Annotated in this window: 22 protein-coding genes, 1 tRNA gene and 1 pseudogene; 14 read left to right on the forward strand and 10 right to left on the reverse strand. The window is 45.9% G+C overall.

Going from position 1 to position 24,620, the window contains the following annotated elements; all coding sequences use genetic code 11:
* Positions 1–14 precede the first annotated feature (14 nt).
* The 4 genes from bioD to bioB are packed head-to-tail and all read right to left on the reverse strand — an operon-like array spanning position 15 to position 3,869.
* Complete coding sequence (gene bioD, locus AC3RV5_RS14585; protein WP_489728353.1) at positions 15–770, reverse strand: dethiobiotin synthase; 756 nt, start codon at positions 768–770, stop codon at positions 15–17.
* A 3-nt stretch (positions 771–773) separates the two neighbouring features.
* Positions 774–1,577 (reverse strand): methyltransferase domain-containing protein, encoded by an 804-nt coding sequence (locus AC3RV5_RS14590; RefSeq protein ID WP_489728354.1) that lies wholly within the window; start codon positions 1,575–1,577, stop codon positions 774–776.
* Positions 1,567–2,757: an 8-amino-7-oxononanoate synthase gene (gene bioF / locus AC3RV5_RS14595; protein ID WP_489728355.1), complete on the reverse strand. Its 1,191-nt coding sequence runs from the start codon at positions 2,755–2,757 to the stop codon at positions 1,567–1,569. Before bioF ends, AC3RV5_RS14590 begins: the two co-directional genes overlap by 11 nt.
* Positions 2,757–3,869 carry a biotin synthase BioB gene (gene bioB / locus AC3RV5_RS14600; protein WP_489728356.1) on the reverse strand — a complete coding sequence of 371 codons (1,113 nt, stop codon included), beginning with the start codon at positions 3,867–3,869 and terminating at the stop codon, positions 2,757–2,759. The genes bioF and bioB overlap by 1 nt, the downstream gene beginning before the upstream one ends.
* Before the next feature lie 98 nt (positions 3,870–3,967).
* Between bioB and bioA the strand changes: the two genes are divergently transcribed.
* Entirely contained in the window at positions 3,968–5,248 is a 1,281-nt protein-coding gene (gene bioA / locus AC3RV5_RS14605; protein ID WP_489728357.1) for an adenosylmethionine--8-amino-7-oxononanoate transaminase, read from the forward strand.
* A 39-nt stretch (positions 5,249–5,287) separates the two neighbouring features.
* Here bioA and AC3RV5_RS14610 read toward each other — a convergent pair whose 3' ends face one another.
* The 6 genes from AC3RV5_RS14610 to hemA form a co-directional block, all read right to left on the reverse strand.
* Positions 5,288–6,106: a SirB1 family protein gene (locus AC3RV5_RS14610; RefSeq protein ID WP_489728358.1), complete on the reverse strand. Its 819-nt coding sequence runs from the start codon at positions 6,104–6,106 to the stop codon at positions 5,288–5,290.
* Positions 6,107–6,238: 132 nt separating this feature from the next.
* Positions 6,239–6,616 (reverse strand): SirB2 family protein, encoded by a 378-nt coding sequence (locus AC3RV5_RS14615; RefSeq protein WP_489728359.1) that lies wholly within the window; start codon positions 6,614–6,616, stop codon positions 6,239–6,241.
* Between the two features lie 72 nt (positions 6,617–6,688).
* Positions 6,689–8,236 (reverse strand): DUF3369 domain-containing protein, encoded by a 1,548-nt coding sequence (locus tag AC3RV5_RS14620; RefSeq protein ID WP_489728360.1) that lies wholly within the window; start codon positions 8,234–8,236, stop codon positions 6,689–6,691.
* 94 nt (positions 8,237–8,330) lie between these two features.
* The gene (gene prmC / locus AC3RV5_RS14625) at positions 8,331–9,197 is read right to left on the reverse strand and encodes a peptide chain release factor N(5)-glutamine methyltransferase (RefSeq protein WP_489728361.1); all 867 of its coding nucleotides are present in this window, start codon (positions 9,195–9,197) and stop codon (positions 8,331–8,333) included.
* 16 nt (positions 9,198–9,213) lie between these two features.
* Entirely contained in the window at positions 9,214–10,302 is a 1,089-nt protein-coding gene (gene prfA / locus AC3RV5_RS14630) for a peptide chain release factor 1 (protein WP_489728362.1), read from the reverse strand.
* A gap of 82 nt (positions 10,303–10,384) precedes the next feature.
* The gene (gene hemA / locus AC3RV5_RS14635) at positions 10,385–11,656 is read right to left on the reverse strand and encodes a glutamyl-tRNA reductase (protein ID WP_489728363.1); all 1,272 of its coding nucleotides are present in this window, start codon (positions 11,654–11,656) and stop codon (positions 10,385–10,387) included.
* Between the two features lie 131 nt (positions 11,657–11,787).
* Here hemA and lolB point away from each other — a divergent pair, with 131 nt between their 5' ends.
* The 13 genes and pseudogenes from lolB (at position 11,788) to AC3RV5_RS14700 (ending at position 24,520) form a co-directional block, all read left to right on the forward strand.
* Positions 11,788–12,399 (forward strand): lipoprotein insertase outer membrane protein LolB, encoded by a 612-nt coding sequence (gene lolB / locus AC3RV5_RS14640; protein WP_489728364.1) that lies wholly within the window; start codon positions 11,788–11,790, stop codon positions 12,397–12,399.
* Complete coding sequence (gene ispE, locus AC3RV5_RS14645; protein WP_489728365.1) at positions 12,384–13,253, forward strand: 4-(cytidine 5'-diphospho)-2-C-methyl-D-erythritol kinase; 870 nt, start codon at positions 12,384–12,386, stop codon at positions 13,251–13,253. Before lolB ends, ispE begins: the two co-directional genes overlap by 16 nt.
* A gap of 130 nt (positions 13,254–13,383) precedes the next feature.
* A tRNA-Gln gene (locus AC3RV5_RS14650) sits at positions 13,384–13,458 on the forward strand.
* Between the two features lie 30 nt (positions 13,459–13,488).
* On the forward strand, positions 13,489–14,436 hold the full coding sequence (locus AC3RV5_RS14655) for a ribose-phosphate pyrophosphokinase (RefSeq protein ID WP_489728366.1): 948 nt from the start codon (positions 13,489–13,491) through the stop codon (positions 14,434–14,436).
* Positions 14,437–14,521: 85 nt separating this feature from the next.
* A complete protein-coding gene (locus AC3RV5_RS14660) occupies positions 14,522–14,881 on the forward strand; it encodes a hypothetical protein (RefSeq protein WP_489728367.1) in 360 nt (119 codons plus the stop codon).
* A 113-nt stretch (positions 14,882–14,994) separates the two neighbouring features.
* A pseudogene (locus AC3RV5_RS14665) lies at positions 14,995–16,064 on the forward strand (mechanosensitive ion channel family protein).
* Positions 16,065–16,311: 247 nt separating this feature from the next.
* Complete coding sequence (locus AC3RV5_RS14670; protein ID WP_489728368.1) at positions 16,312–16,959, forward strand: 50S ribosomal protein L25/general stress protein Ctc; 648 nt, start codon at positions 16,312–16,314, stop codon at positions 16,957–16,959.
* A gap of 5 nt (positions 16,960–16,964) precedes the next feature.
* Positions 16,965–17,549, forward strand: a complete 585-nt coding sequence (pth, locus tag AC3RV5_RS14675) for an aminoacyl-tRNA hydrolase (RefSeq protein WP_489728369.1) — start codon at positions 16,965–16,967, stop codon at positions 17,547–17,549.
* Positions 17,550–17,594: 45 nt separating this feature from the next.
* Positions 17,595–18,686, forward strand: a complete 1,092-nt coding sequence (gene ychF, locus AC3RV5_RS14680) for a redox-regulated ATPase YchF (RefSeq protein WP_489728370.1) — start codon at positions 17,595–17,597, stop codon at positions 18,684–18,686.
* A gap of 587 nt (positions 18,687–19,273) precedes the next feature.
* Positions 19,274–20,767: an NAD(P)H-dependent oxidoreductase gene (locus AC3RV5_RS14685; RefSeq protein ID WP_489728371.1), complete on the forward strand. Its 1,494-nt coding sequence runs from the start codon at positions 19,274–19,276 to the stop codon at positions 20,765–20,767.
* 561 nt (positions 20,768–21,328) lie between these two features.
* On the forward strand, positions 21,329–21,556 hold the full coding sequence (locus tag AC3RV5_RS14690; protein WP_489728098.1) for a ribbon-helix-helix domain-containing protein: 228 nt from the start codon (positions 21,329–21,331) through the stop codon (positions 21,554–21,556).
* A complete protein-coding gene (locus tag AC3RV5_RS14695; protein ID WP_489728372.1) occupies positions 21,553–21,843 on the forward strand; it encodes a type II toxin-antitoxin system RelE/ParE family toxin in 291 nt (96 codons plus the stop codon). Before AC3RV5_RS14690 ends, AC3RV5_RS14695 begins: the two co-directional genes overlap by 4 nt.
* Positions 21,844–22,213: 370 nt before the next feature.
* Complete coding sequence (locus AC3RV5_RS14700) at positions 22,214–24,520, forward strand: P-loop ATPase, Sll1717 family (protein WP_489728373.1); 2,307 nt, start codon at positions 22,214–22,216, stop codon at positions 24,518–24,520.
* The last annotated feature ends 100 nt before the right edge of the window (positions 24,521–24,620 follow it).

Genomic DNA, 24,620 nt, shown 5'->3' on the forward strand with positions numbered 1-24,620 from the left:
CCTTCATTTAGGACTCAGTTACTGCGCCAAACCCCGTTATAATCTATACCCATCACAGATAAATCCAGATAATCCGCCGCCTCTTCAGGGCTATCTAACACAGGCAACGAGCCAATCAGCGGGGCACTGATCAGTTCGCGCAAACTGTCTATATTTTGGGTTAAATAGGGCATGTCGGGATCCAATAGGTTGGCTACCCAGCCTGCCAACAATAAACCATCCCGTTGGATCGCCTCGACACTGAGCAATGCATGATTTAGACAACCTAAACGCATACCCACCACTAATATTACAGGCAACTGCTGGGCAACGGCAAAGTCAGATAAAAATTGTTCACGTCCCTGGGCATTGGGTCCCAAAGGCAAACGCCAGCCACCAGCACCTTCAACCAGCAATACATCTGCCTGCTTTTGTTGCAAGGCAAGATAACTTTGATTGATAGTGTGTAATTCGATTAACTGTCCTTTACCCATAGACACCAACTTCTCACAGGCCAAATGCGGTGCTACTGGCTCGGCAAAGGCCACAGGGTTGACCTCTTGATAACTTAGCTCAATACTGCTGGCAGCCATTAACAATAATGCATCATCATTTTGCAAACCATCCGGCGTTCGCTCACAACCCGCCGCCACGGGTTTAAAAGCGGCGGTGCTAAATCCCTTTTTGTTGCATGCCAGTAATAAAGCCTGACTAACAAAGGTTTTGCCTACCTCGGTATCGGTACCGGTAACAAAAAAGCGGCGGGGGTTAACTGACTCACCTGCTGGCATTTCTCACTTCCTTAATTGTATAAAACAGACTTGATAGGTTAAAGGCAAACGTCCATTAACGGCATATTTCCCCTGATATTGTGTCTCAAGTTCCATAAAGGTTTGGCGATTGATAGGGGCGTGATTGCCTGTAGAGGTCACTACATTGGCGCCAATTTGTTTAATGGCCCCCAATAATTCCCGTACATTGTCATGCCAGGTGATATAAGATTTTTCTAGGTGTTGAACCTTAAACCCCGCGGCCAGTGCAGCCTGCTGCCAACGTTCACCACTGGGGAACCGGTTGACATGGCGTTGGCTGTCTACTTTCTGCCAACAGGCCTGTAATTCATGCATTGAGCCCTGGCACAACACGGCGAGTACCCCATGCCCATCGTTTTGCAAAACCCGAAAAAATTCGCTACATATCGTAATGATATTTTCACACCACTGCAAAGCCATGGATGAATACACACCATTTATCGAACCTGTAGCCAAGGGTAAATTTTCTGCATCCCCCCCCAGCCAGTGGATGGGCGATTGGCCGCGTAACGTGGCCTGAGTCCTGGCATGCACTAACATCCCGTGGGCCAAATCCATGGCCACTAATTGCTCACATCTGGTTTGTAACTGACCACTGGTACGCCCGGTTCCGCAACCTATATCCAACAACCGTGGATAAGACTCGTTAAGCAACTGCACCGCATCAAAAGCAATATCAGCTTGTACTTGTGCAGCTTGATCATAGTGACTGGCGGCGCGGCTAAACTGGCGCGCAATGCGAGCTTTGATCTGTTGTGCATCCGTGGTGGCCAAACTAGTTCTCATGGTGTAATACCAGGCTCAGGGCATCGACCAGGGCGCTAATATCCCTGGATTGATGTGCTGCACTTAAGGTTATGCGCAATCTGTCTGTGCCTTTGGGCACTGTGGGGGAGCGAATGGCCGTTACCCAGAGTCCCAATGCTCTTAATCTGCTACTGGCATCCATAGTGGCTTGTGTATCTCCTATGAGCACAGGCTGGATTGCCGTATCCGATGGCATCAACCCCAGACCGGCAGCCTTTGCACCTGCAACAAACAATTGAATATTGTTTTGCAAGGCCTCACGCCTTGTAGACTGTTTGATTTCTTCGAAACTGGCTAGAGTGGCCACAGCCTGGGCGGGAGGCATCGCGGTACTGTAGATATAATGCCGGGAAAAGTTCGTTAAATAATCAATTAAATCTGCACTTCCGGCGATAAATGCCCCGGCCGTACCTATGGCTTTGCCAAACGTCGCCATAAGCACAGGAACTTGCTGTTGTGACAGGTTTTGCGCCTGCACCGAGCCCAAACCGGTGTTACCCAGTACACCCATGCCGTGGGCATCGTCAACCATCAACCAGGCTTGGTGCTGCTCTGCCGCCGCCGCCAGTTCAGCCAAGGGCCCATGATTACCGTCCATACTAAAGACACCTTCGGTGGCCAATAAAATATCGCTAGTGTCGCTTTGTTGTTGATTTTCCCGTAGACGAATTTTGCCTAATTGCCCCTGTAAGTGAGAAACGTCATTGTGTTTGAAACGTGTCAACTGGGCTTGTGAGTTAAGTGCCCCATCTAATAAGGAAGCGTGCATAAGTTTATCGGCAACCACATGGCTGCCCGCCTGCATGAGTGCCTGACAAATCCCTTGGTTGGCGGCAAAACCGGAATTGAATAACAACACCCTGTCCCGACCTAACCGTTCAGCCAAATAATCCTGCAAGGCCTGATGGGCACATGTGTGGCCGGTAACCAAAGGTGAGGCTCCGCTTCCCCCGCCAAATTGGGAAATCCCCTCTACCCAGCCTTGCATCACAGCGGTTGACTGGCGCATGCCTAAATAATCATTGCTGGAAAAATTGATGTAATGTTTGCCATCCACCTTAAGCATGGTGCCACTGGCAGATTCTATGCGTTTAGTTTGGCGATATAACCCATTACTGCGCCGTTCAGCGAGCGCCTTGGGGATAAAATCAAAAGCCATTAACTGCTGACTGTCTCAGGTTTTTTAGTGGTGGCATCGTAAAACAGTTCTGGCGCTACGGCGCTGTGTTTCTGCTCAATTTCCTCCAACAAAGCCGCCTGATGGGCTTCGTCAGAATATTCACGGGTTTGTTTGGCATTAATCCCTAATTTTTTAAATAAACGCACATCTTCGTGCGTTTCGGGATTAGACGTCGTCAATAACTTGCATCCGTAAAAAATTGAATTGGCACCGGCCATAAAACACATAGCTTGCATCTGTTCGTTCATGGCTTCACGCCCGGCTGATAAACGTACAAAAGACTTAGGCATCATGATCCGCGCCACGGCTATGGTGCGAATAAACTGGAAATAGTCCAGATCTTCAACGTTTTCCATAGGTGTGCCTTTAACTTTGACCAGCATGTTGATTGGCACACTTTCCGGATGGTGGTCGAGATTGGCCAGTTGCACCAATAAACCGGAACGGTCTGAGCCGGTTTCGCCCATGCCGACTATGCCGCCGGAACAGACATGCATTCCCGCTTCACGCACATTGGCTAAGGTATCAAGGCGATCCTGGTAGGTACGGGTGGTGATAACGTCGCCGTAAAATTCCGGTGAGGTATCCAGGTTATGATTGTAATAATCCAGGCCCGCTTGCTGCAACGCAGTAGCCTGCTCACGACTGAGCATGCCCAACGTCATGCAGGTTTCCAGTCCCAGTTTTTTCACTTCTTTGACCATATCGGTCACATAGGGCATATCCCGCGCTTTGGGATTGCGCCAGGCAGCGCCCATACAAAAACGCGTGGAACCTGCAGCTTTAGCTTCTTTGGCACGCAGGATCACCTTGTCAATTTCCATCAGACGTTCTTTTTCCAGACCGGTATCATACCGAGCGCTTTGGGGGCAGTACTTGCAATCCTCGGGGCAGGCGCCGGTTTTAATCGATAACAAGGTGCTGACCTGCACATAATTGGGATCAAAATGTTGACGATGCACGCATTGGGCTTTAAACAGCAAATCATTAAACGGCATTTCGTATAATGCATTGACTTCCTTTACGCTCCAATCGTGGCGGATAGCAAGATTTGTTGGCTGCAAAGCCTGGGTGTCGACATTGGCTGACATGTTTGATCCTTTACAAGGCTATAATTCGCGCTTAGTCTAAGTCGGCTTGACACATTGTCAACTCAAATTGATTTTAAAACACTACAAGTGAGCATTTTTTGAGCAACCAACAATCCCCTAATCTCGCATTTGACCAACAACATATATGGCATCCTTATACCTCAGCTATTAACCCCCTACCCTGCTACGAAGTCACGGGTGCCCAAGGTGTATACATAGAGCTAGCCGGCGGTGAGAGACTAATCGACGGTGTGTCATCTTGGTGGACCGCTATTCACGGCTACAATCATCCTCAGCTCAACGCGGCCGCTAAACAGCAAATTGATGCTTTTTCCCATGTAATGTTTGGCGGGCTAACCCACCAACCTGCTATCGATTTATGCCGAAAATTAATCGCCATGAGCCCAAGCGGCCTGGATAGAGTGTTTTTGGCGGATTCAGGCTCGGTATCCGTGGAAGTGGCGATGAAAATGGCTCTGCAATATTGGGCGTGCCAAGGCAACAGCAACAAACACAAGTTCATCACCCCACGTAATGGCTATCACGGTGATACGTTTGCTGCCATGTCAGTCTGCGATCCCATAAATGGTATGCATAGCCTGTTTAGCCAGACTCTGTCGCAACAGATTTTTGCACCTGCACCCCAAACCCGATTTGGCCAAGTATGGAACGAAGACGATATCCAGCCCTTGGAGCAATTGATCCAGACCCATCATCAGGAGTTAGCCGCATTGGTAATTGAGCCTGTGGTGCAAAATGCCGGCGGTATGCGAATTTACCACCCAGAGTATTTAAAGCGTTGTCGGCAGTTGTGTGATGATTACGGTTTGTTATTGATTTGCGATGAAATTGCCACGGGTTTTGGCCGTACGGGCAAACTGTTTGCTTGCGAACATGCCAACATCAGTCCGGATATCATGTGTGTAGGCAAAGCTTTGACCGGCGGCTATATGACCCTGGCCGCCACCCTTTGCAGCGAAGACGTGGCTCAGGGCGTGTGTCAAGGCGATCCTGGCGTATTTATGCACGGGCCAACTTATATGGGTAATCCCCTGGCCTGTGCCGTGGCCAATGCCAGCTTGGATATCATCAATGAAAATCAGTGGCAAGGCCAGGTCGCTAGTATAGAAGCCCAATTAACGACCGAGCTTGCGCCCTGTGCGAGTCTTGACGCGGTTGCTGATGTGCGAGTATTGGGTGCCATAGGCGTGGTGGAATGCAAAGCCGCGGTGGACGTGGCCAAATTACAGCGTCAATTTGTTGCCGATGGAGTATGGATTAGGCCATTTGGCAAACTCGTGTACATCATGCCGCCTTATATCATTGAGACAGAGCAGTTGCAAAAACTCACTCAGGCTATCTACCGGGCCCTTAGTTAGGGCCAAAAAGTGCCCGCTACAACGAAGAACTAAAGCCGCTTAGTGCATAACGGGAGAGTTTACATCCATGTTACGCACTTGCAATTCAAGCAAGGGGGCGCCAGGATCTTTGGGGCATTGGCGGATAAAATACTGGTAGTCAGCGATGGCAAGTTGGGGACATTGCAATTCGTGTAACAAGATCCCTCTGTCTCGTCTTTCGTAAGGATTATTTGGGCATAATTCAATTAGCAGCTCTACCGTTATTAAAGCTTGTTCGAACTTTTTCTCGTGGATATACGCCGTTTTAATATTATTTAATAGATGCACCAAAATTTCTTCACAGCTGGCGGCATAGAGTGCTTCTTCGGGCATCACTTCGTTATCAATTTCCGATAGCACACTGAAATACAGATAACTCAGATCGCGTTCGCCCAACCAATTTCCAGATTTGGGGTCAAGGTACTTTATGCTTTGGTCTTGACTGAGATAACGCAACAAAAAATGTCCGGGGAAATTAACGCCCTGCACGTCAAAGCCTAACTGACCGGCCATGGCCACAAAGATGATGGCCAGACTTACCGGCATGCCGGTACGAAAATCCATGACCGAGTCGATTAAGCTGTGTTTACAACTAAAATCCTGTTTATCGTCCGCGCTGAATGCCAACTGGCGATAGAAATAGTAGATAAAGCGATCAAATGCCTTGTCGTCGACTTGAAAAATATCCGCCGAGAGTCTCGCTTCAGTGCTCCACTGAGTTATTTTCGCCTGATAGTCGGCAAAATTAAACTGTGATCTTCGCCCTGCTAAGGTACTAATCAATAATCCACCAGACAGCAAATCACCATTTGCAATGACTTCTTTAAGCGTTTTCACCTTCTGCACCTACAGTTACTTGTCCCTTGTATATTTATCGGAAAAAAAACCCGAAGCTTGAGAGGCAAAAGCAGAAAAAATAAAGCCGCCAGACAGGTAAAAGTATTTAGCGGCTATAGACGGGTTTTGGGTCTACTGAAATAAAATGGGCTGTTTGGAGATGGCAACCAGCGCCGTGAAGGCCAACCAACTTAAGGCACCAATCAGACCCACCGCACGCATAAGGCCTGTTTTGGCGATTTTCAGTGCCAGAGCGACCATAAATAGATACATCAACAAACCCAACAGTTTTTCTGTCACCCAAGGGGTGACAAAGGGATATTGGCTAATTAATACACACAAGGTTGCCGCACTTAACACTAAAAATGTATCCACTATGTGTGGTAACACCTTGACCCATTTTTTTTGCAACATTTGCGAACCGCGAATTGTCCACAAAAAACGTAATAAAAAAAGCAATACGCTCAGTGCGATAGCGGTTAGATGTATATGTTTTACTGCTGCGTACATGATTTACTACCTTGTCTATAATAAATGAAATGATGGGGTGACCGCTAAGTGCGCGGCGTCAATAGCTACTGCTTAGATGCAAGGATGATCCTGAGTGATCTGCTCTAACCTGTCCAGGTTTTTCATCAGTATATCCACCAGTGCCGGATCAAACTGCTCGCCACTAAGTTGGGATAGTGTATTAATCACCTTTATTTGTGGCCAAGCAGATTTGTGTACCGTTTGACTGCGTAATACATCGTACCTACCGGCCAAAGCGGTGATCCGCGCATAGATATTAATCTGCTCACCGGCCAGTCCTCGGGGATAGCCGCTGCCATTCCAGTGCTCATCAAGATCCCGGGCCAACAAAGCCGCGGTTTTAATTAACGGCCGTTTGGAGTCTTTCAGTATTTTGTAGCCAAATTCACCGTGCTGATCTTGGCTGCCTCCACCATTGGCTGGGGATTTTAATTCTTCATCCGTCCTGACGCCTGGGATCTTGATTTTACCAATATCATGCAGCGGAACAGCGAGGGCCAAAGTCTGGATTTGTTCGTCCTTCAGACCGGCTTGACGCGCAATCAATTCCGTTATCTTAACCAGACGTTTAATATGCATGCCGCCATCGAAATCATGTTCCATAGCCTGGCCTAATCGCTCGATAATCTCGCGCTGAGTCTCCTGTATGTCTTTGGTTAACATGACGTTGTCGAAGGCGATTTGCACGTTGTTAGCAAAAATTTCGACTAGTCGTTTCTGACTGGTAGTAAGACGCTTAGGTAAACCCGACAGATACAATAAGGATCCGCGTTGGGTTTTCCCCTCACAAAAGGCCACTAAATATTCATCTTCATAGATTAAACTTTTTTCACGCCAGGCTTTATGACAAGAGGCCTGTCGTGGTCCACTAATCACCGCGTCCAGGTCTCGCCCTTCCTGATGTTTATATTCGCCGCTGCCCGTCAAGATAAACAGCTCAGCTGCATTTCGTCGCTCTATAGGCTGTGGCCCCACCACAGCAGCGGTCAAATATGCAACATCTTTACTGCCCCCTAAAAGCGACGAAAGTTGCTGGATTATCCCTTCAATAAATGGCTCAAAATTATGTATGCCAAATAAATTGGCTGAGGAAGAGATTATTTTTTCCAGGCCGTTACGGCTTTCGTTTATCACATTGATATCACGATATGAGCGCAGGGCGGCAATCACCGCAGAAAATAATTTTTGGGCCGTGAGCTCGGTTTTGGCTTTGTAATCATTTATATCGTAATTAATGATCACATCACGTTCAGGTGCTTGGCCAGGCTGACCGGTGCGCAAAATAATACGGGTGAAATGATTGTGAAGGTCGTTACGAATAAAATCCGCAACCTTTAAGCCCGCATCGTCGGTTTCCATCACCACATCCAGCAGTACAATGGCAATATCATTTTGAGCAGTAAAGATTTCTTTCGCTTGTTCGCCGCTGTAGGCACTGACAAATTCCAGACACTTGTTTTGAAATACAAAGTCACTTAACGCCAGTTTGGTGACCGCATGGATCTCCGGCTCGTCGTCGACTATCAATACTTTCCACGTGCCAATATACGACGGAGTGTCTTCTTCGGTATCCTCGGCAAATAAGATTTCATCAGACATGCAAACTTTCCTGTTGGGTGCGTCTTTATTGCTAACATTACAATAAAGGCGATGAAGCTGGCAATAAAATAGGCTTTATTTCAATCGGTTGCAATCAAACACTGGTTTGATGGGATAAACCGGGGGCAGGCATTCTGGCTAATGTGACACGGGGTATCTGATTCAGATCACAGTGAGTTTGAATTTCATCAAACCCCTGTTCCGCCAATATTGCCTGAATGGCCAAATGTTGGTTAAATCCGTGCTCGAACACTAACCAGCCTTTCGCGCTTAGAAAGTTGGGGCTTTGGGCAATGATCAGGCGAATGTCATTCAATCCGTCTTCCCCGGAAACCAGGGCTCGGGCCGGTTCAAACCTGACGTCACCCAGGCGCAAATATTGGCTGCCAGTCTCGACGTAAGGTGGGTTGCTGACGATCAAGTCAAACTTGTTTCCAGCAAGGGCAGAAAACCAATTGCTTGGCAAAAAACGAACTTGCTCAACCTGATTGCTCAAGGCATTGGCTTGGGCCAACAAAACGGCATCGGGATTAACGTCAACACCTGTCACTTGCCAGCTCGGCTTTTCACTGGCCAGCGCCAAGGCGATGGCCCCTGTTCCTGTGCCCAAATCCAGCACCTGGGCATTATCAGGTACTGGAAGGCCCAGGGTAATTTCCACCAGTAATTCGGTTTCCGGACGGGGAATAAGGGTTGCAGGTGAGACCTGCAGACGCTGGCTCCAAAAATCTCGATAGCCAAGTAGATAGGCCACGGGCCGACCGGCTTTACGCTCTGCCACCAGTTGCCGGTACTGTGACAGGATCATGGGCTCAAGAGTTTTATCCGGCCAGGTCAATAAGTAGACTTGTTCACACTGCAGTGCATGGCAGAGCAACAAGCGACTATCCAGGGGAGACGAATCAGATAACACCAGTTGTCTCTTTGCCCAGGCTAACGCTTGTTCAATGGTCAAGGTCATGATCCGTTTGTTTTATTTAACCTTCGTCTGATAACGAGGCCAGCAAATCAGCCTGATGTTCTTGACGGATAGGTTCGAGGACAGCATCCAGATCCCCGGCGATAATATCGTCTAAACGGTACAAGGTAAGGTTAATTCTGTGGTCCGTGACTCGACCTTGGGGGAAATTATAGGTGCGAATTCGTTCGGAACGATCACCACTGGCCACCAAATTTCGTCGGGTCGAGGTCTCTTCCGCCTGACGTTTTTCTTCTTCCATTTGGTTCAGGCGCGATTGTAATACCGACATCGCCTTGGCGCGGTTTTTGTGTTGTGAGCGTTCATCCTGACATTCCACCACTATCCCAGAAGGCATATGGGTGATTCGTATGGCTGAGTCGGTTTTGTTTACGTGCTGACCACCGGCCCCTGAGGCGCGATACGTATCTATTTTCAAATCCGCTTTATTAATGGCAATCGCTTCAGATTCCGGAATTTCCGGCATAACGACCACGGTACAAGCTGAGGTATGAATACGCCCTTGTGATTCGGTTTCTGGAACCCGTTGAACCCTGTGTCCACCTGACTCGAATTTTAAAATACCGTAAGCGCCATCGCCCAGTACATTGGCTATGACTTCTTTGTAGCCACCATGATCACCTTCATTGGTGGTCACCACTTCTACTTTCCAGCCCCGAGCTTCGGCATATCGGCTATACATTCGAAAGATATCTCCGGCAAAAATAGCCGCTTCGTCTCCCCCCGCCCCTGCACGAATTTCTACAAAACAATTGCTATCATCGTTGGGATCCTTGGGTAACAGCAAAATTTGTAGTTCGTCTTCGTATTTTTCGATGGCGTGTTTGGCGCTTTTGTATTCTTCCTGGGCCATTTCGCGCATTTCAGGATCGCTTTCTTGCATCATCTCCTGGGCTGAAGCGAAATCCTGTTGGGATTGCTGATATTCAGCAAAACATTTCACTACCCCCTCAACTTGAGAATACTCTTTGGTCAATGCTCGGTATCTGTCCTGATTGCTGATCACCTCGGGTTGACTCAACAAGGCCTGCACTTCTTCAAAACGTTCGGTCAATGATTCTAATTTACGCTGAACTGATTCTTTCATGTTGTTCCTGCTAAGCTACTGGGAGTTACACCAGCACGGTGCTCATATAAGAGCAATTGTTGGCCGAGTCGCCAAATCTAGGTTATTTTTTTAAGCCATTTGCGCTATCTACGCCAAGCGCCTCACGCAATAAACTCATGCTATTAGTATCTTGGTGTCGGGCCGCTTTTTTCAAGGCTTTGGTCGGCGCATGGATCAAACTATTGGTTAACTTATTAGCCAGTTCCAGTAACACTTGTTCCGCTTCCTTACCATCCGCCAACTGATTAAGTGCTTTGGCGAGCAAAATATCACGCTGGGTTTGACTTTGCTGGCGAAAATCACGTAATACGTCCATGGACAATTGTCCCTGGCGCCATTGCATATAGTGTTGAACTTGTTCTGCGATCATCTGCTCGGCTTGCAGCGCCGCATGTTGCCTTGATTCAAGATTTTTTTCTACGATTTGCTGCAAATCGTCCACAGTGTACAAATAAGCATCATCCAGCTCGCCTACTTCTGCTTCTATGTCGCGAGGCACCGCCAAGTCCACTAAAAACATGGGTTTGTGGCGCCGGTCTTTCAATGCCCGCTCAACTAAACCCTTGCCTAAAATTGGCAACTGGCTGGCAGTAGAACTGATGACAATATCCGCATCTTTCAAGTGATGGGGGATTTGGGTCAAGGTTAACACCTTTGCACCCAGGGGCTTGGCAATACGTTCGGCTCTGGCCAAGGTACGATTGGCCACACTCAACGTTTTAACCTGTTGTTCGTGCAAGTGTTTGGCAACCAGCTCTATGGTTTCTCCGGCACCAATTAACAACACATTACTCTTTTTTAGCGAGGTGAATATGTGTTTCGCCAACTGAACTGAAGCATAAGCCACCGATACGGCATTGGATCCTATTTCCGTCTCACTACGCACCCGTTTGGCAACGGCAAAGGTCTGCTGAAACAGGCGCTCGAAATCACTTTTCACCACTCCGGAATCTTTGGCACTGACATAGGCCTGTTTGACTTGCCCTAAAATTTGCGGCTCACCCAAAATTAATGAATCCAGGCCACTGGCCACACGCATTATGTGACTTACTGCCTCATCTTGCAGATAGGTATAGCTGTTCGCGCTTAATAATTCATGCTCTGTTTGGTGAAAATCAGCCAACCAGCGACTTAACGCCCCTGCGTCTAAATTTTTCGCCCGTGCGTATATCTCTGTTCGATTGCAAGTTGATACAATTACAGATTCATCCGCACCGGTTAGCCTACACAATGATTTTAATGCTTCAACCATAGAGTCGGGCGAAAACGCGACTTTTTCGCGTAATGCTACTGGCGCAGTTTTATGATTAATACCGAAGGCGATTAAGGTCATGCAGATTACAGCTTTATCTTAGAAACCAGTTGGGGCCAGAACAGGGCGGCATTGTACGCAAAAGGCAAAACTATTGAAAGCACTGCGCTATCTATGTTCCTATAGCGACTTTCTATCCTGAAGCGTTATTTATGCTGAATTTGTTTTCAAACATACGTTATTACCTGGTGTTATTGGCTATATTGTTACTCAATGCCTGTGCCAGTGCTCCGCCCCAGGTCAACCTGGACAGCCGTCAGCATCAAACCAGCCTGACTAACTTTACCCATTGGCAAATCAACGGACGCATGGCGTTTAAGAGCCCCCAAGAAAAATTTAGCGCCAACCTGTTTTGGCAACAATTGGATGAAAGCTATCAGCTGAAACTCAGTAGCATGTTTGGCATCAGCTTGCTAAATATGCAAGGCGATGACCAAAGTGTAGAGCTTGAAGCCAACGACCAGCTCTACCAGGATACCGATGCCAGCCATCTGATTTGGAGGATCACGGGTTGGGACATACCCATCAGCCAGTTTCCCAGGTGGATCAAAGGCCAGTCCCGGCCCAAAGATCAGGCATTATACAGCGAGCAAGGTTGGATATCTCAGCTCATGCCTAGCTGCGCAGCCTGTGATGGCTGGCAGATTGTTTATGCAAATTATCAGCTGGTCGACGGTTTATGGCTACCTCACCAAATTGAATTAACCCATCAGGGGTTACATAACCAAATTATAATCAGAGTAAATAAATGGAAAAAATCCTAGACTGGTGGCCTTCGCCGGCCAAGCTTAATCTGTTTTTGCATATTAACGGACGCGCTGCCAATGGTTATCACGAATTACAAAGTTTATTCCAGTTGCTCGATCAGGGGGATGAACTTGCCTTTGAAGTCACGAACCAGCCAAATATTGCCCTGATAACCCCTATTGATGGGGTAGACAATGAGGATAATTTGATCGTCAAAGCAGCCAGATTATTGCACAGTCAGGCGAAACCATCCTTGGGTTGTGACATTTACTTGCGTAAATTGCTTCCTATGGGGGGCGGCATAGGCGGCGGTTCGTCCAATGCCGCCACCACCCTGGTGGCGTTAAATCACCTGTGGGGTTGTAACTTAAGCCTAGCTGAACTGGCTGAACTCGGTTTACAGCTCGGAGCTGACGTACCCATCTTTGTTGTGGGTCAAACAGCCTTTGCCGAAGGCGTCGGTGAGCGACTGTTGCCGGTGGTTTTGCCCGAGTCCCATTATCTTGTGGTATTTCCAAGTTGCCATGTATCTACAGCGGAAATATTCAGGGCCCCTGAGTTGCCCCGAGACACAGCGAAAATCAATTTTCAGGACTATCAATTTAACGATACCCGCAATGACTGCCAAGAATTAGTGTGTAAGCGTTACCCGAATGTTGCAAATACATTAGCCTGGTTGTTAGAATACGCGCCGTCTAGAATGACAGGCACAGGCGCTTGTTTATTCGCCATCTTTGCCAGTCATCAGGCTGCAAAGACGGTGTTAGCCAAGCTGCCGGCGGATTGTTCTGGTTTTGTCGCCCGAGGAGTCAGCACTTCTTTACTACACGACAAATTATCCAGGCAACAAAAGGCAAGAGATCAGCTATAAGAAATTTATACCTAAAATCATTGGGATTGCATGGTGGCGGCAAATGAATGTAGCCGACAAACACGCAGTTTCAAGGATGAAGGCTATATATCTAGCGAACAGGTTTATGTTCGTAACACACTGTATTTTTTGGGGTATCGCCAAGTGGTAAGGCAACGGGTTTTGATCCCGTCATTCGTTGGTTCGAATCCAGCTACCCCAGCCACATTCACTTTTACGCACCGAGGAATTTAACGTGCCAGACATGAAGATTTTCGCTGGAAACGCAGTACCTGAACTTGCACAAAAAGTAGCCGACAGGCTTTATACCAAATTAGGCCACGCCAGTGTCGGGCGTTTTAGCGACGGTGAAATCAGCGTAGAAATACATGAAAATGTGCGCGGCTCAGATGTTTTTATCATTCAGTCAACTTGTGCACCCACCAATGATAACCTGATGGAATTGATTGTCATGATCGATGCTTTTCGCCGGGCCTCTGCAGGCCGTATTACTGCGGTTATCCCTTATTTTGGCTACGCGCGCCAAGACAGACGAGTGCGTTCTGCTCGTGTCCCTATTACTGCTAAAGTAGTGGCAGATTTTTTGTCTAATGTGGGTGTAGACCGGGTATTGACTATCGATTTACACGCCGAACAAATTCAGGGTTTTTTCGACGTGCCAGTTGACAATGCCTTTGGCACGCCTATCTTATTAGATGATATGCGTCGCCGGAACATAGATAACCCAGTGGTAGTATCACCGGATATCGGGGGGGTGGTGCGAGCCCGTGCCGTGGCTAAGCTGTTAAACGATACCGATCTTGCCATTATCGACAAACGTCGTCCTAAGGCCAATGTTGCCCAGGTGATGCATATTATTGGTGATGTTCAGGATCGTAACTGTATTATTGTTGATGACATGATCGATACAGGTGGTACGCTGGCTAAGGCCGCAGAAGCGCTAAAAGCTCATGGAGCCAAAAAAGTTTATGCGTATGCGACCCATGCTATCTTTTCAGGGAATGCCGCCCAGAACCTGCGTGATTCTGTCATTGATGAGATCATCATCACCGACAGTATCCCGTTAAGTGATGAGATCAGAGCCTTGCCGAAAGTGAAGCAACTGACCTTGTCAAATATGTTGGCCGAAGCCATTCGCCGGGTGAGTAATGAAGAATCAATTTCGGCCATGTTTGAATATTAATAGCCACTTTGCATAACCAAAGCCGCTAACATTAGCGGCTTTTTTGTAACCAGGGTAAAATGTTGCGTTAACCCCAAGGATCTTTATGAAAGTTGTCTTTTATCTTAGTCTATTAAGTCTAATCAGTGCGTGTAGCCAGTCAACGCCTTTGTCCGTCGATAAAACGAAAACCATTGAGGAGCGCCCTCTCGTGAATGAACAAGTGGAATTTACCGGCACTGTGCGTTTCATCACTCTTGAGGGTGGATTTTATGCCCTTTACGCCGATGATGGCCGGATATTCACCCCTACTAATTTAGCCAAAAAATATAAACAAGACGGGTTAATTGTCGCGGTGAAAGGGCGGATACTCACGGATATAATGAGCTTTACCCAACATGGCAAAATGTTACAAGTAAAGAGTATCGAGGTGATTGGCGTGGCGAAAGACTCAAACATAAGGTAACCCCCGGAGTCACGCTAATCTTAAAAGAAGATTAGCAATGAATGTTTGTTAGCATTTAACATTGGTACATAATTTGCGCGCAGTGTGGATCACACGAACAATTCGGAACTTGCATGGACCAAATTTGGGCGCTATCCCTTACGCCTTGGTTGACGGCCTTAGGTTTAGTCACAACCAGCATCATAGGCATGTATGTCATCAAACGCCTAATTTTGGTGCGATTGAACAGAATAATGTACGCCGAAGGCCAGCAGCTAAGCAGCCTCTTGTTACTCTCTGCCAGTAAACCTGTCAATATTCTGATCCTGGTGCTTAGCGGTTATCTGCTGCAATATTTGTTACTCGAATACCAGTTAATCTCGGATAAATTTTCCCAAGAGGTAGATACCACGGCTCAGATAGGGATCATTATTGCCCTGGTGCTGTTTATCGAACGATTTTGCTGCCATGCCCTTTCATGTTATGCGCAAACGTCCGAGGCGGTGCGCACCAGCAGAAACATCGTCAAAGGTGTAACCAAGGTCATTACTGTGGGAGTGGGACTCTTAGTGATCCTTGGTACCTTGGGCATTACCATAACCCCTCTGGTGGCATCTTTAGGTATTACCTCTTTGACTGTGGCGCTGGCATTACAACCGACCTTGGAAAATTTCTTTTCCGGGGTGCAATTGGTCATTGATAAACCCATTCGCGTAGGGGATTTTGTCGAGTTAGATTCAGGCGAACAAGGTTTTGTGGAAAAAATTGGCTGGCGTTCAGCCTGGATAAAAATGCTGCCCAACAATATAGTTGTGATGTCAAACAGTAAGTTATCCCAGTCCAAGATCATCAATTATTATTATCCGAGAAAGGACTCTCGGTTCCCGTAGAAGTTAGGGTGCATTATGATTCTGATTTGGAGCGGGTGGAGCGCGTGACCCTGGAGGTCGCCCGGCAAATCCTGCGCAACCATAAATGGGGTGTTGCCGACTATGATACCTTTGTGGTCTTCCCCACCTTTGATAGCTCCAGTATCAATTTTACGGTCATGCTTAGGGTACCGGAATACTTCAACCGTTTTTTATCAAATCGGCTTTTATTAAAGCCCTGCATCAGCGTTTTTGCCAAGAGGGGATAGTGATCCCCTACCCCCATACGTGCCATTAATACCGAGCAGGAACAGCCTAAAGTAACAACCCCATAGCCAGGCATGTTTAGCCACTTGGATCCGGCCTTTATCGGTACCTTACCCAATGGAAAGTTCACAATTAACAAGGTTACAAAACTAGGGGCTATCAGACTTGTTTACTAGGGTGGGCAATGGTAATATTCGCCGCCCATTTTTATGGGTATTGCTTAGTATCGGCCCAGAGGGTTCGTTACGGCAAAATTAATAGTAGATTTTGGTCGCAAAAATCTACACTCACTTACTTTTATTTTGGAGTTATCTAATGGCTGATGGAATTTTCACTCTAGACGCAGAAATCCGTACAGACTTAGGGAAAGGTGCGAGCCGCCGCCTACGTCATACTGATAAAATACCGGCTGTATTATACGGCGGAGAAAAAGCACCCGTTTCATTAACTTTGTCTCACAACAAAGTTTTTCAAGCCCAAGCATTTGAAGCGTTTTACTCTCACGTTCTAACCTTGAACGTTGACGGTAAAAAAGTTGAAGCTGTCATTAAAGATATGCAACGTCACCCATTTAAACCTCGTGTAATGCACCTGGATTTCTTGCGTGTTGATGCAAAGAAAGCGCTGAATACCAATATTCCGTTGCACTTTATTAATGAAGCTAAAGCTGAATCAATTAAAACCCATGGTGGTCACGCTGAACACCATATGCTTGACGTTGAAATCAGTTGTTTACCAAAAGATTTACCCGAATTTATCGAAGTTGATATGTCTCAGGTTGAACTTGGTCAAACTCTGCATTTGTCAGACCTGGTCTTACCAAAAGGTACTTCTTTGGTAGAATTGGGGAAAGGCGAAGATCACGATTTAGCCGTTGTGACAGTTAAAACTGCCAAAGGCCCAAGCGTAGAAGAAGAACAAGAAGATGACGCTGAAGGTGAAGAAGAAGCGACTGCGGAATAAGCAGTTTGTCTGATATTCAGCTAATTGTGGGTCTGGGCAATCCAGGCCCCGAATATCAATATACTCGCCATAATGCTGGCAGTTGGTTAGTTGCACGTCTGGCCGAAACGCATCATTGTTCGTTAACCTTAAACAGCAAGTTTTTTGGTTATACCGGCCGAGCGACTATAGCCGGACAAGATATTCGTTTACTCATCCCCACCACTTATATGAACAACAGTGGTAAAGCTGTCGCTGCTCTAGCGAGTTTTTACCGTATCCCCCCAGCATCCATTCTGGTGGCTTACGATGAACTAGATTTACCTCCAGGTATTGCCAAGTTTAAGTTAGGTGGTAGTTCAAGCCAAAATGGCATTCGTGATATTGTCAGCAACCTGGGCAACGATAAAGATTTTTACCGTTTGCGGGTTGGTATAGGCCATCCAGGTGACAAAAGCCGGGTTACCGGTTATGTACTTGGCAAGGCCCCCGCCGACGAACAGCAACAAATGGACGCCGCCATCGATGAAGCGGCGCATTGTGTTGAAGTTTTACTAAAACAAGATATGAAAAAAGCCATGAACAGGCTGCATTCATTTAAAGCAGAATAACGACCGTCAGCTACTGACTATAACTGAGATAAAGAGGATCTGAAAATGGGTTTTAAATGCGGCATAGTGGGATTACCTAACGTTGGTAAATCAACCCTTTTCAATGCTTTGACCAAAGCCGGTATCGAAGCCGCCAACTTTCCATTTTGTACCATCGAACCCAACACTGGGGTAGTGCCTGTACCGGATCCTCGTTTAGACAATCTGGCCGCCATCGTTAATCCAAAACGTATCTTGCCCACCACCATGGAATTTGTCGACATAGCCGGCCTGGTTGAAGGGGCGTCTAAAGGTGAAGGTTTAGGCAATAAGTTTCTAGCCAATATTCGGGAAACCGATGCGATTGGTCATGTGGTACGTTGTTTCGATAACGACAACATTGTACATGTGGCAGGTAAAATTGATCCCCAGGACGATATCGAAATTATCAACACCGAATTGGCCCTGGCCGATTTGGAAACCACTGAAAAAGCCTTGTTACGGGTCGCAAAACGCGCTAAAGGTGGGGATAGCGACGCCAAGTTTGAACTTAAAGTATTGGAAAAAATCAAACCCCATCTAGATCAAGGTACGCTGCTGCGTGCGGTAGAGTTAAGCAAAGAAGAACATAAAGCCATCAGCTATATGAATTTTCTAACCCTTAAACCCACCATGTATATCGCTAATGTCAATGACGATGGTTTCGAAAATAACCCGTACCTGGATAAGGTGCGCGCCATAGCCGAAGCAGAAAATGCGGTAGTGGTCGCGGTATGTGCTGAGATGGAAGCTGAAATAGGTGAACTGGAAGATGACGAGCGCGCCGAATTTATGGCGGACATGGGCATCGAAGAACCAGGTCTCAATCGGGTGATCCGTTGTGGTTACGAGCTCCTTGCCTTGCAAACCTATTTCACCGCTGGTGTGCAAGAAGTACGCGCCTGGACTTTCCCCGAAGGCTCAACTGCCCCGCAAACTGCCGGTATTATTCACAGTGATTTCGAAAAAGGCTTCATTCGTGCCGAAGTTATAAACTACGATAACTTTGTTGAGTTTAACGGTGAGCAAGGCGCAAAAGACGCTGGTAAATGGCGTCTGGAAGGCAAAGAATACATAGTTAAAGACGGCGACGTTATTCACTTCAGGTTTAACGTATAGCCTTTAATTAGTCGTCCTTCTCATCAGCAGAGCCTTTTGGCTCTGCTTTTTTTTGCCTCCGATAAATAATCTCAGTTCCCCGTTACAGCAAATAACCAATCACTCTTACACCTCCAAACCAGCGGAAACGTAAGCCAATTCGCCTATCAAATTTAATTAAGCCGGTAAATAAGCCATTAGCCATTTAGTTTTTACGTTGTTTATTTGAACTCAAATAATTCATGGGTTTTAAGACTATTAAATCTTAAATAACTCGTGTAAAAATAGGTTGATTTATTCAGTTTAGTGCCAATTAGCGGAACACTCTATATGGGCAGTAGATGTATCAAATAGCCAGTTTTGTTTCATGATGCAGCCCAAGTATAACCTGTTGCTCATTGCTTAGCTCAGGGATAGCGTCTATATCTTCTATACACAGCCATACCCGTTCCCTAACTCTTTCCTGAGGGAGGGAGAATAAACGATTCAGTGTACGAGTTGCACATTAAAGAAAGTGGCGGGGAAATGCTGATGATATGCGACGCATATCATAGCTGATAGGTGAAATTTATGAACCGAGCGATGCTGCGATGAAAGTACTTGTGATCGTGGGTCATCCACGTAGTCCGAGCCTATGTTCCGCCCTTGCAAGCGCCTATAAAAATGGCGCACTAGCAGCCGGTATGGAAGTTGAGAAGATAGATTTGGGAGCGATAAGCTTCGACCTCGACGTTCATACGGTCTCGCCTCGGGATCAGCCTCTGGAACCTGATCTGGAACACGCCTTGCGGCTCATTAAGTGGGCAAATCATGTGACTTTTATCTATCCGGCTTGGTGGGGATCAGGGCCAGCTCGTCTAAAGGGGTTTCTCGATCGGGTTCTATTACCGGGATTTGCTTTCAGAGAATGTGAAAATGGCCACTTTGAGGGAATGCTGAATGGTAAGACCGCCCATCTCATTACTACGTTAGATATGCCGCCTTGGGTATATCGATTCATCTACCGCGCCCCGGGTCACAATGCCATGAAACGATCCACATTAGGCTTCTGTGGCATTTCTACTACGCGGATCCTTGCGCTGGGTCCAGTAAAGGACTCCGAGCTTAGTCGGCGAGCCCTTTGGTTGGAGCAAGCTCGAGAACTAGGTTTTTCCTTACGTCACGGTGCCTCAAACTATATCGACCGAGCCATAACTAAGCTAAAGGCTTGGCTCAAGGCGTTACGGCTCCAGTTTTATCCGATGACATGGATGGCCTATACGGTAGGCGCATTGGGAGCAGCTTTGGCCAGTGAAGACTGGAACTTATGGATCTATTGGTTGGGTTATGCCTGCCTGTTCTTCCTGGAAGCAGCCACTGTATTTACCAATGATTGGTTTGACTATGAAAGCGACCGGTGCAACCGTCATTACGGCCCATTTACAGGCGGCTCTCGGGTGCTAGTTGATAAAAACCTGAGCTTCGATGAACTACGTGTGGGCATCGTGATCTCATTGATGGCTGCAGCGACCTGCGCAGGTTTACTCGTGGATTATCTCGCGGGTAGCAGTGCTGTGCCTATCGTTATACTTGTTATGACAGTGTTAGGGCTGGGCTACACCGCACCTCCGCTGAAGCTTGCCTGGCGTGGATGGGGGGAACTAAATGTAGCCATCACTCACAGTTTTGGTGTAATACTGTGCGGCTACATATTCCAAGGCGGAGTATGGAACAGTCCCTTTCCTTGGCTTATTAGCTTGCCGCTACTTCTGGCGGTGATGCCGGCCATCATCCTGTCGGGTATCCCAGACTACGAGGCAGATAAACAAGCCGCCAAGCGCACCTTGGTGGTGCGCTTGGGGTTCACCAGGGCAATGCTGCTGGCTCTGTTACTGGCTGCGGCAGCGCCATTGGTCGTGATACTCATTAAGGATCAGCCGGCTTTGCATGGTAGCTTTCAGGGGTTGCTACCGTGGGTGCTTCCCCATGCATCTCTACTCGGATTTTTGATTTACCGCACATGGAAACAACAGCGGCTAGGTAGCCGCATCGACGGGCTGATGGTGGCATCGCTAACATTTATTATTTGGTTTGGATTGATCCCCTTGTTACATTTAAAATAAGCCTGAATTGAAGCTGTTCAAAGCGAATTTAATATTCGATTTTGGTAGAGTGACAATGCACGATTGGCAAGGCGATTTTTGCAACATTGTCCAGTAGGAACAATGCTCCCTGTGGTTATCTGCCTGACTTAAGCCAGAGCTGGCGCCAACCGTTGAAGATAAATCCGTCTGGAATCGTGATGGCCTTGCCCAAGAAAACCTGCAGGCATGGATTAACGACCTCTTTACGCTGGCCCTGCAGGAATCCCTCGGCGACGATGTATCGACGTAGCGGCCCCCCGTTACGCAAGCTCAATCGCACGCCATTTTGAGCAGTACCCCCAGTGCTAACGTCCGGTTTCGGGAGACAAAGGTATATGTTGGCTTTGTGCCAAAAGTCGTCATTGAGATCTATATAAACTAAACCAATTTATGCTAATAAATTATCACTCTGGTTCACAGGTAAAAGGACAAGAATAAGCACATTACGCTCATAACAGTAAAACGCTCTAGGTTTTATTTACTTTGTTAATAAACCTCTGTGGTGTAATATTGCACCAAGCAAGCAAGAGAGTGAAAATCATGACGAGACAAAGTATTACACTTACTGAACAAAATGATAGCTGGTTAAAACAACAAGTTAATAATCAGGGTGATTATGCAAATAAAAGCGAACTAGTTAATGACTTAATTCGCAGGGCTCGGCGCGCAGAGTTGATTAATGCAAAATTGGCGAGCGCAGAAAAAAGAGGCTTCGTAACGCAAACTAAAGCTGAGATATTAGCTGAATTTAAGCGCAAGTTAAAATGAAATCAGATTACTTGCTATCAGAAGAAGCTAAAGAAGATCTCGAAAGAATTTATCAATATGGTTTTTTAAACTTCGGTGAGCAGCAAGCTGATATCTATTATTCAGGTTTCTTCGATGCATTTAAAAAAATAGCTGCAAATCCTCTCCATTATGAATCAATAGACAATATTAGACTTGGCTATAGGAGATGCTCCTACGCTTCTGATACTATTTACTATAGAGTCGGTAGTGAAGGTGTTGAAATCATGGCTATTCTAGGTGGGCAAGACATCGATTCTTGGCTTTAATGAACAAGGTTCTATTTATCTTTTAGGGGCCGAAACGGTCATAAGGTTGGATTATTTCATGGATCAATTTGAAAGGTAATTAGAATTAAATATTTTACTTCAAATTAGGTGATTTTTGCCCATTAGTTTTTTATATTATTTCACTACCAAAACGTCAAAAATGAGCGAGAAGCGGACATTCGTAGCCCATAATAATAGTTTTATTTTTAACCAATGCTCAAGTTAAAACCCGTGCCTGTGTTACTCACTTTAGAATTTGGTTATGATGCTCAAATTGTTTAGTTTTGACTTACCTGTTTGGAAGACCGAAAACTCAAATTTGAGCAGCTAAATTAGCGTCAAAACTTTAAAAGGAATTGTTGGAGTAAATATGAATGGTTTTTTTGCCTATGCTGCGCAACCCGCTGCTATTGGACAGACAATTGATAGCGCTATTGAATCGATAAAGAAAAGTGGCGATATTTCATTAAGTACTTGGAAAGCGTTGGATATACCCGGCCATTTTATATCGCAAAAAGTCCTTGAAGGTATCGATGATGCAGATTATCTGGTCGCTGATATCTCTGTGCTCAATTTTAATGTGACTTATGAATTAGCCTACGCAATCGGGGCTGGTAAGAGAATATTGATCACTAAAAACTCATCTATCAGAGAAAAGAATCCAACCATTCGAGATGTCGGTATATTTGATACTCTTGGTTTCTGTGAATATCAAAATGCAAAGGAACTTGAAACGTTTCTAGAAGAGGTGACTAAGTCTGAACCATTGAAAATACCTAGTAGGATAAACATCAAGTCTCCAGTTTTCTTGCTAGAAGGCTATCACAAGACAGACTTTGCAACCCGTATTGTATCTAGAATAAAAAAAGCTCGTTATTTATTTCGTTCCTTTGACCCCAATGAACAGCCTCGGTTATCTGCAAATGACGCTATCAGCCAAGTTGCGCAATCTCACGGCGTGGTCGTTCCTTTTTTGTCCAGTGAGTCGGTGAACTTTGATATACATAATATGCGAGGCGCTTTTATAGCTGGTTTAGCAAATGGTATGGGGAAAGCACTATGCATGTTGCAGCGAGATGAAGATCCAATTCCGCTCGATTATCGAGATTTTGTGAATGTTGTTTACCACCCTGATGATGTAAATGACCATATTGCAGAATTCGCTGCGAATGTAGCAGAAGCTTTTCAGTTAGGTGATGTCAAAGATACTAGTAGTGAAGATACTTTTTTGCAGGCTTTGGACTTGGGAGCTTCATCCGCAGAAAACGAAATGCGAACCCTTGAAAGTTATTATTTAAAAACGGATCAGTTTTTAAAATCCCTTAGAGGGGAGGCAAATATAGTTGTGGGCCGGAAGGGATCAGGTAAGTCTGCAATATTTTTACAGGTAAGAGATAGAGAGAGAAATAAGAAAGGAAACATTGTCTTAGATCTAAAGCCAGACGGATATAAGCTGATAAAATTTAAGGAATTAATACTTTCTTTTCTAGAGGAAGGAACGTTTCAGCATACGATTATGGCTTTCTGGGAATACGTACTACTGCTAGAAATATGCTACAAAATCCTTGAGAAAGACAGAGAACAACACAAACATGATCATGAGCTATACGAACCATACCGTAAACTAGCGGATTTGTACCACGCAGATGGCTATGAAACCGAGGGTGACTTTTCTGAGCGTATGAGTGTTTTAATGGAAAAAATCTCTACGGAGTATCGTTCAAAACATGGTGACGCCAAGAGCGTCAGACTGTCATCTTCCAAGTTAACCGAAATGCTTTATAGCCATGATGTAAAAGAGCTTTCACAGCAGATAATTCGTTACATGTCTCATAAGGATATGTGTTGGCTGTTGTTCGATAATATTGATAAGGGTTGGCCAACGAGTGGTCTTGAAGACGAAGACTTGTTGATAATACGTGCGCTTGTCGATGCCACAAAAAAAATAGAACGACAATTTGGCAAGTCAAACATTGTAGTTAATACAATTGTCTTTTTGAGGAACGATGTATACGAGCTGCTGGTAAAGCACACATCTGATCGAGGAAAAGAAGCTAGTGCTTTATTAGACTGGACGGACCCAGATTTATTGCGCGAACTGATAAGACTTAGGCTGGTTTCCAATGAGATCAATGGTAGTGATAACTTCGAGGCAATGTGGCCGAAAGTATGTATTAGTCACTATGAAGGAGAAGAAAGCTCTCAGTATCTTATTGACCGTTCTTTAATGCGTCCTAGATTTTTACTTAACTTAATAAGTTTGTGCAAAAGTTTCGCTATTAATTTAAATCACGATAAAATCTTGGCTGACGATATTAAAAAGGGGCTAGTTGCCTATTCAACGGATTTACTGGCAGACATTGGTTATGAAATACATGATGTTGAGAATAATGTTGATGATGTTTTGTATGCGTTTATAGGAACTAACTCTCACCTTCAAAAAGAGGACGTTCTTTCAATCTTAACTGAATACGGTGTAGATGAGAAATTCTTGGAAAATATTCTTTCACTCCTACTATGGTATGGTTTTTTAGGCGTTGCTGTAAAAGATGAAACTAAATATATCTATGACTTCAGCTACAGTATGAAACTATTGGAAGGACTAATTAAGAAACACAATAGAATTAGGTTTGTTATTAATCCAGCATTTTGGCCTGCATTGATGATAGAAAAATGACAGATTGTTTAGAGCTGCAATATTTCTTTAAGCAGCGTTTGCAAAAGCCCAGTGTCAGCTAATGGCAACAACCTGCCCACTAGATGAGTTGCTGGTTCGA

Source organism: Paraglaciecola sp. IT1134 (assembly GCF_058068185.1).

Excerpts from the sequence above, each read along its gene's own strand:
- hemA (WP_489728363.1), bottom strand. The coding sequence starts at position 11,656 with ATGACCTTAATCGCCTTCGGTATTAATCATAAAACTGCGCCAGTAGCA.
- AC3RV5_RS14700 (WP_489728373.1), top strand. The coding sequence starts at position 22,214 with ATGAATGGTTTTTTTGCCTATGCTGCGCAACCCGCTGCTATTGGACAG.
- AC3RV5_RS14615 (WP_489728359.1), bottom strand. The coding sequence starts at position 6,616 with ATGTACGCAGCAGTAAAACATATACATCTAACCGCTATCGCACTGAGC.
- AC3RV5_RS14660 (WP_489728367.1), top strand. The coding sequence starts at position 14,522 with ATGAAAGTTGTCTTTTATCTTAGTCTATTAAGTCTAATCAGTGCGTGT.
- AC3RV5_RS14690 (WP_489728098.1), top strand. The coding sequence starts at position 21,329 with ATGACGAGACAAAGTATTACACTTACTGAACAAAATGATAGCTGGTTA.
- AC3RV5_RS14590 (WP_489728354.1), bottom strand. The coding sequence starts at position 1,577 with ATGAGAACTAGTTTGGCCACCACGGATGCACAACAGATCAAAGCTCGC.
- prfA (WP_489728362.1), bottom strand. The coding sequence starts at position 10,302 with ATGAAAGAATCAGTTCAGCGTAAATTAGAATCATTGACCGAACGTTTT.
- lolB (WP_489728364.1), top strand. The coding sequence starts at position 11,788 with ATGCTGAATTTGTTTTCAAACATACGTTATTACCTGGTGTTATTGGCT.
- prmC (WP_489728361.1), bottom strand. The coding sequence starts at position 9,197 with ATGACCTTGACCATTGAACAAGCGTTAGCCTGGGCAAAGAGACAACTG.
- bioB (WP_489728356.1), bottom strand. The coding sequence starts at position 3,869 with ATGTCAGCCAATGTCGACACCCAGGCTTTGCAGCCAACAAATCTTGCT.
- AC3RV5_RS14695 (WP_489728372.1), top strand. The coding sequence starts at position 21,553 with ATGAAATCAGATTACTTGCTATCAGAAGAAGCTAAAGAAGATCTCGAA.
- AC3RV5_RS14670 (WP_489728368.1), top strand. The coding sequence starts at position 16,312 with ATGGCTGATGGAATTTTCACTCTAGACGCAGAAATCCGTACAGACTTA.
- bioD (WP_489728353.1), bottom strand. The coding sequence starts at position 770 with ATGCCAGCAGGTGAGTCAGTTAACCCCCGCCGCTTTTTTGTTACCGGT.
- ychF (WP_489728370.1), top strand. The coding sequence starts at position 17,595 with ATGGGTTTTAAATGCGGCATAGTGGGATTACCTAACGTTGGTAAATCA.
- AC3RV5_RS14620 (WP_489728360.1), bottom strand. The coding sequence starts at position 8,236 with ATGTCTGATGAAATCTTATTTGCCGAGGATACCGAAGAAGACACTCCG.
- ispE (WP_489728365.1), top strand. The coding sequence starts at position 12,384 with ATGGAAAAAATCCTAGACTGGTGGCCTTCGCCGGCCAAGCTTAATCTG.
- bioF (WP_489728355.1), bottom strand. The coding sequence starts at position 2,757 with ATGGCTTTTGATTTTATCCCCAAGGCGCTCGCTGAACGGCGCAGTAAT.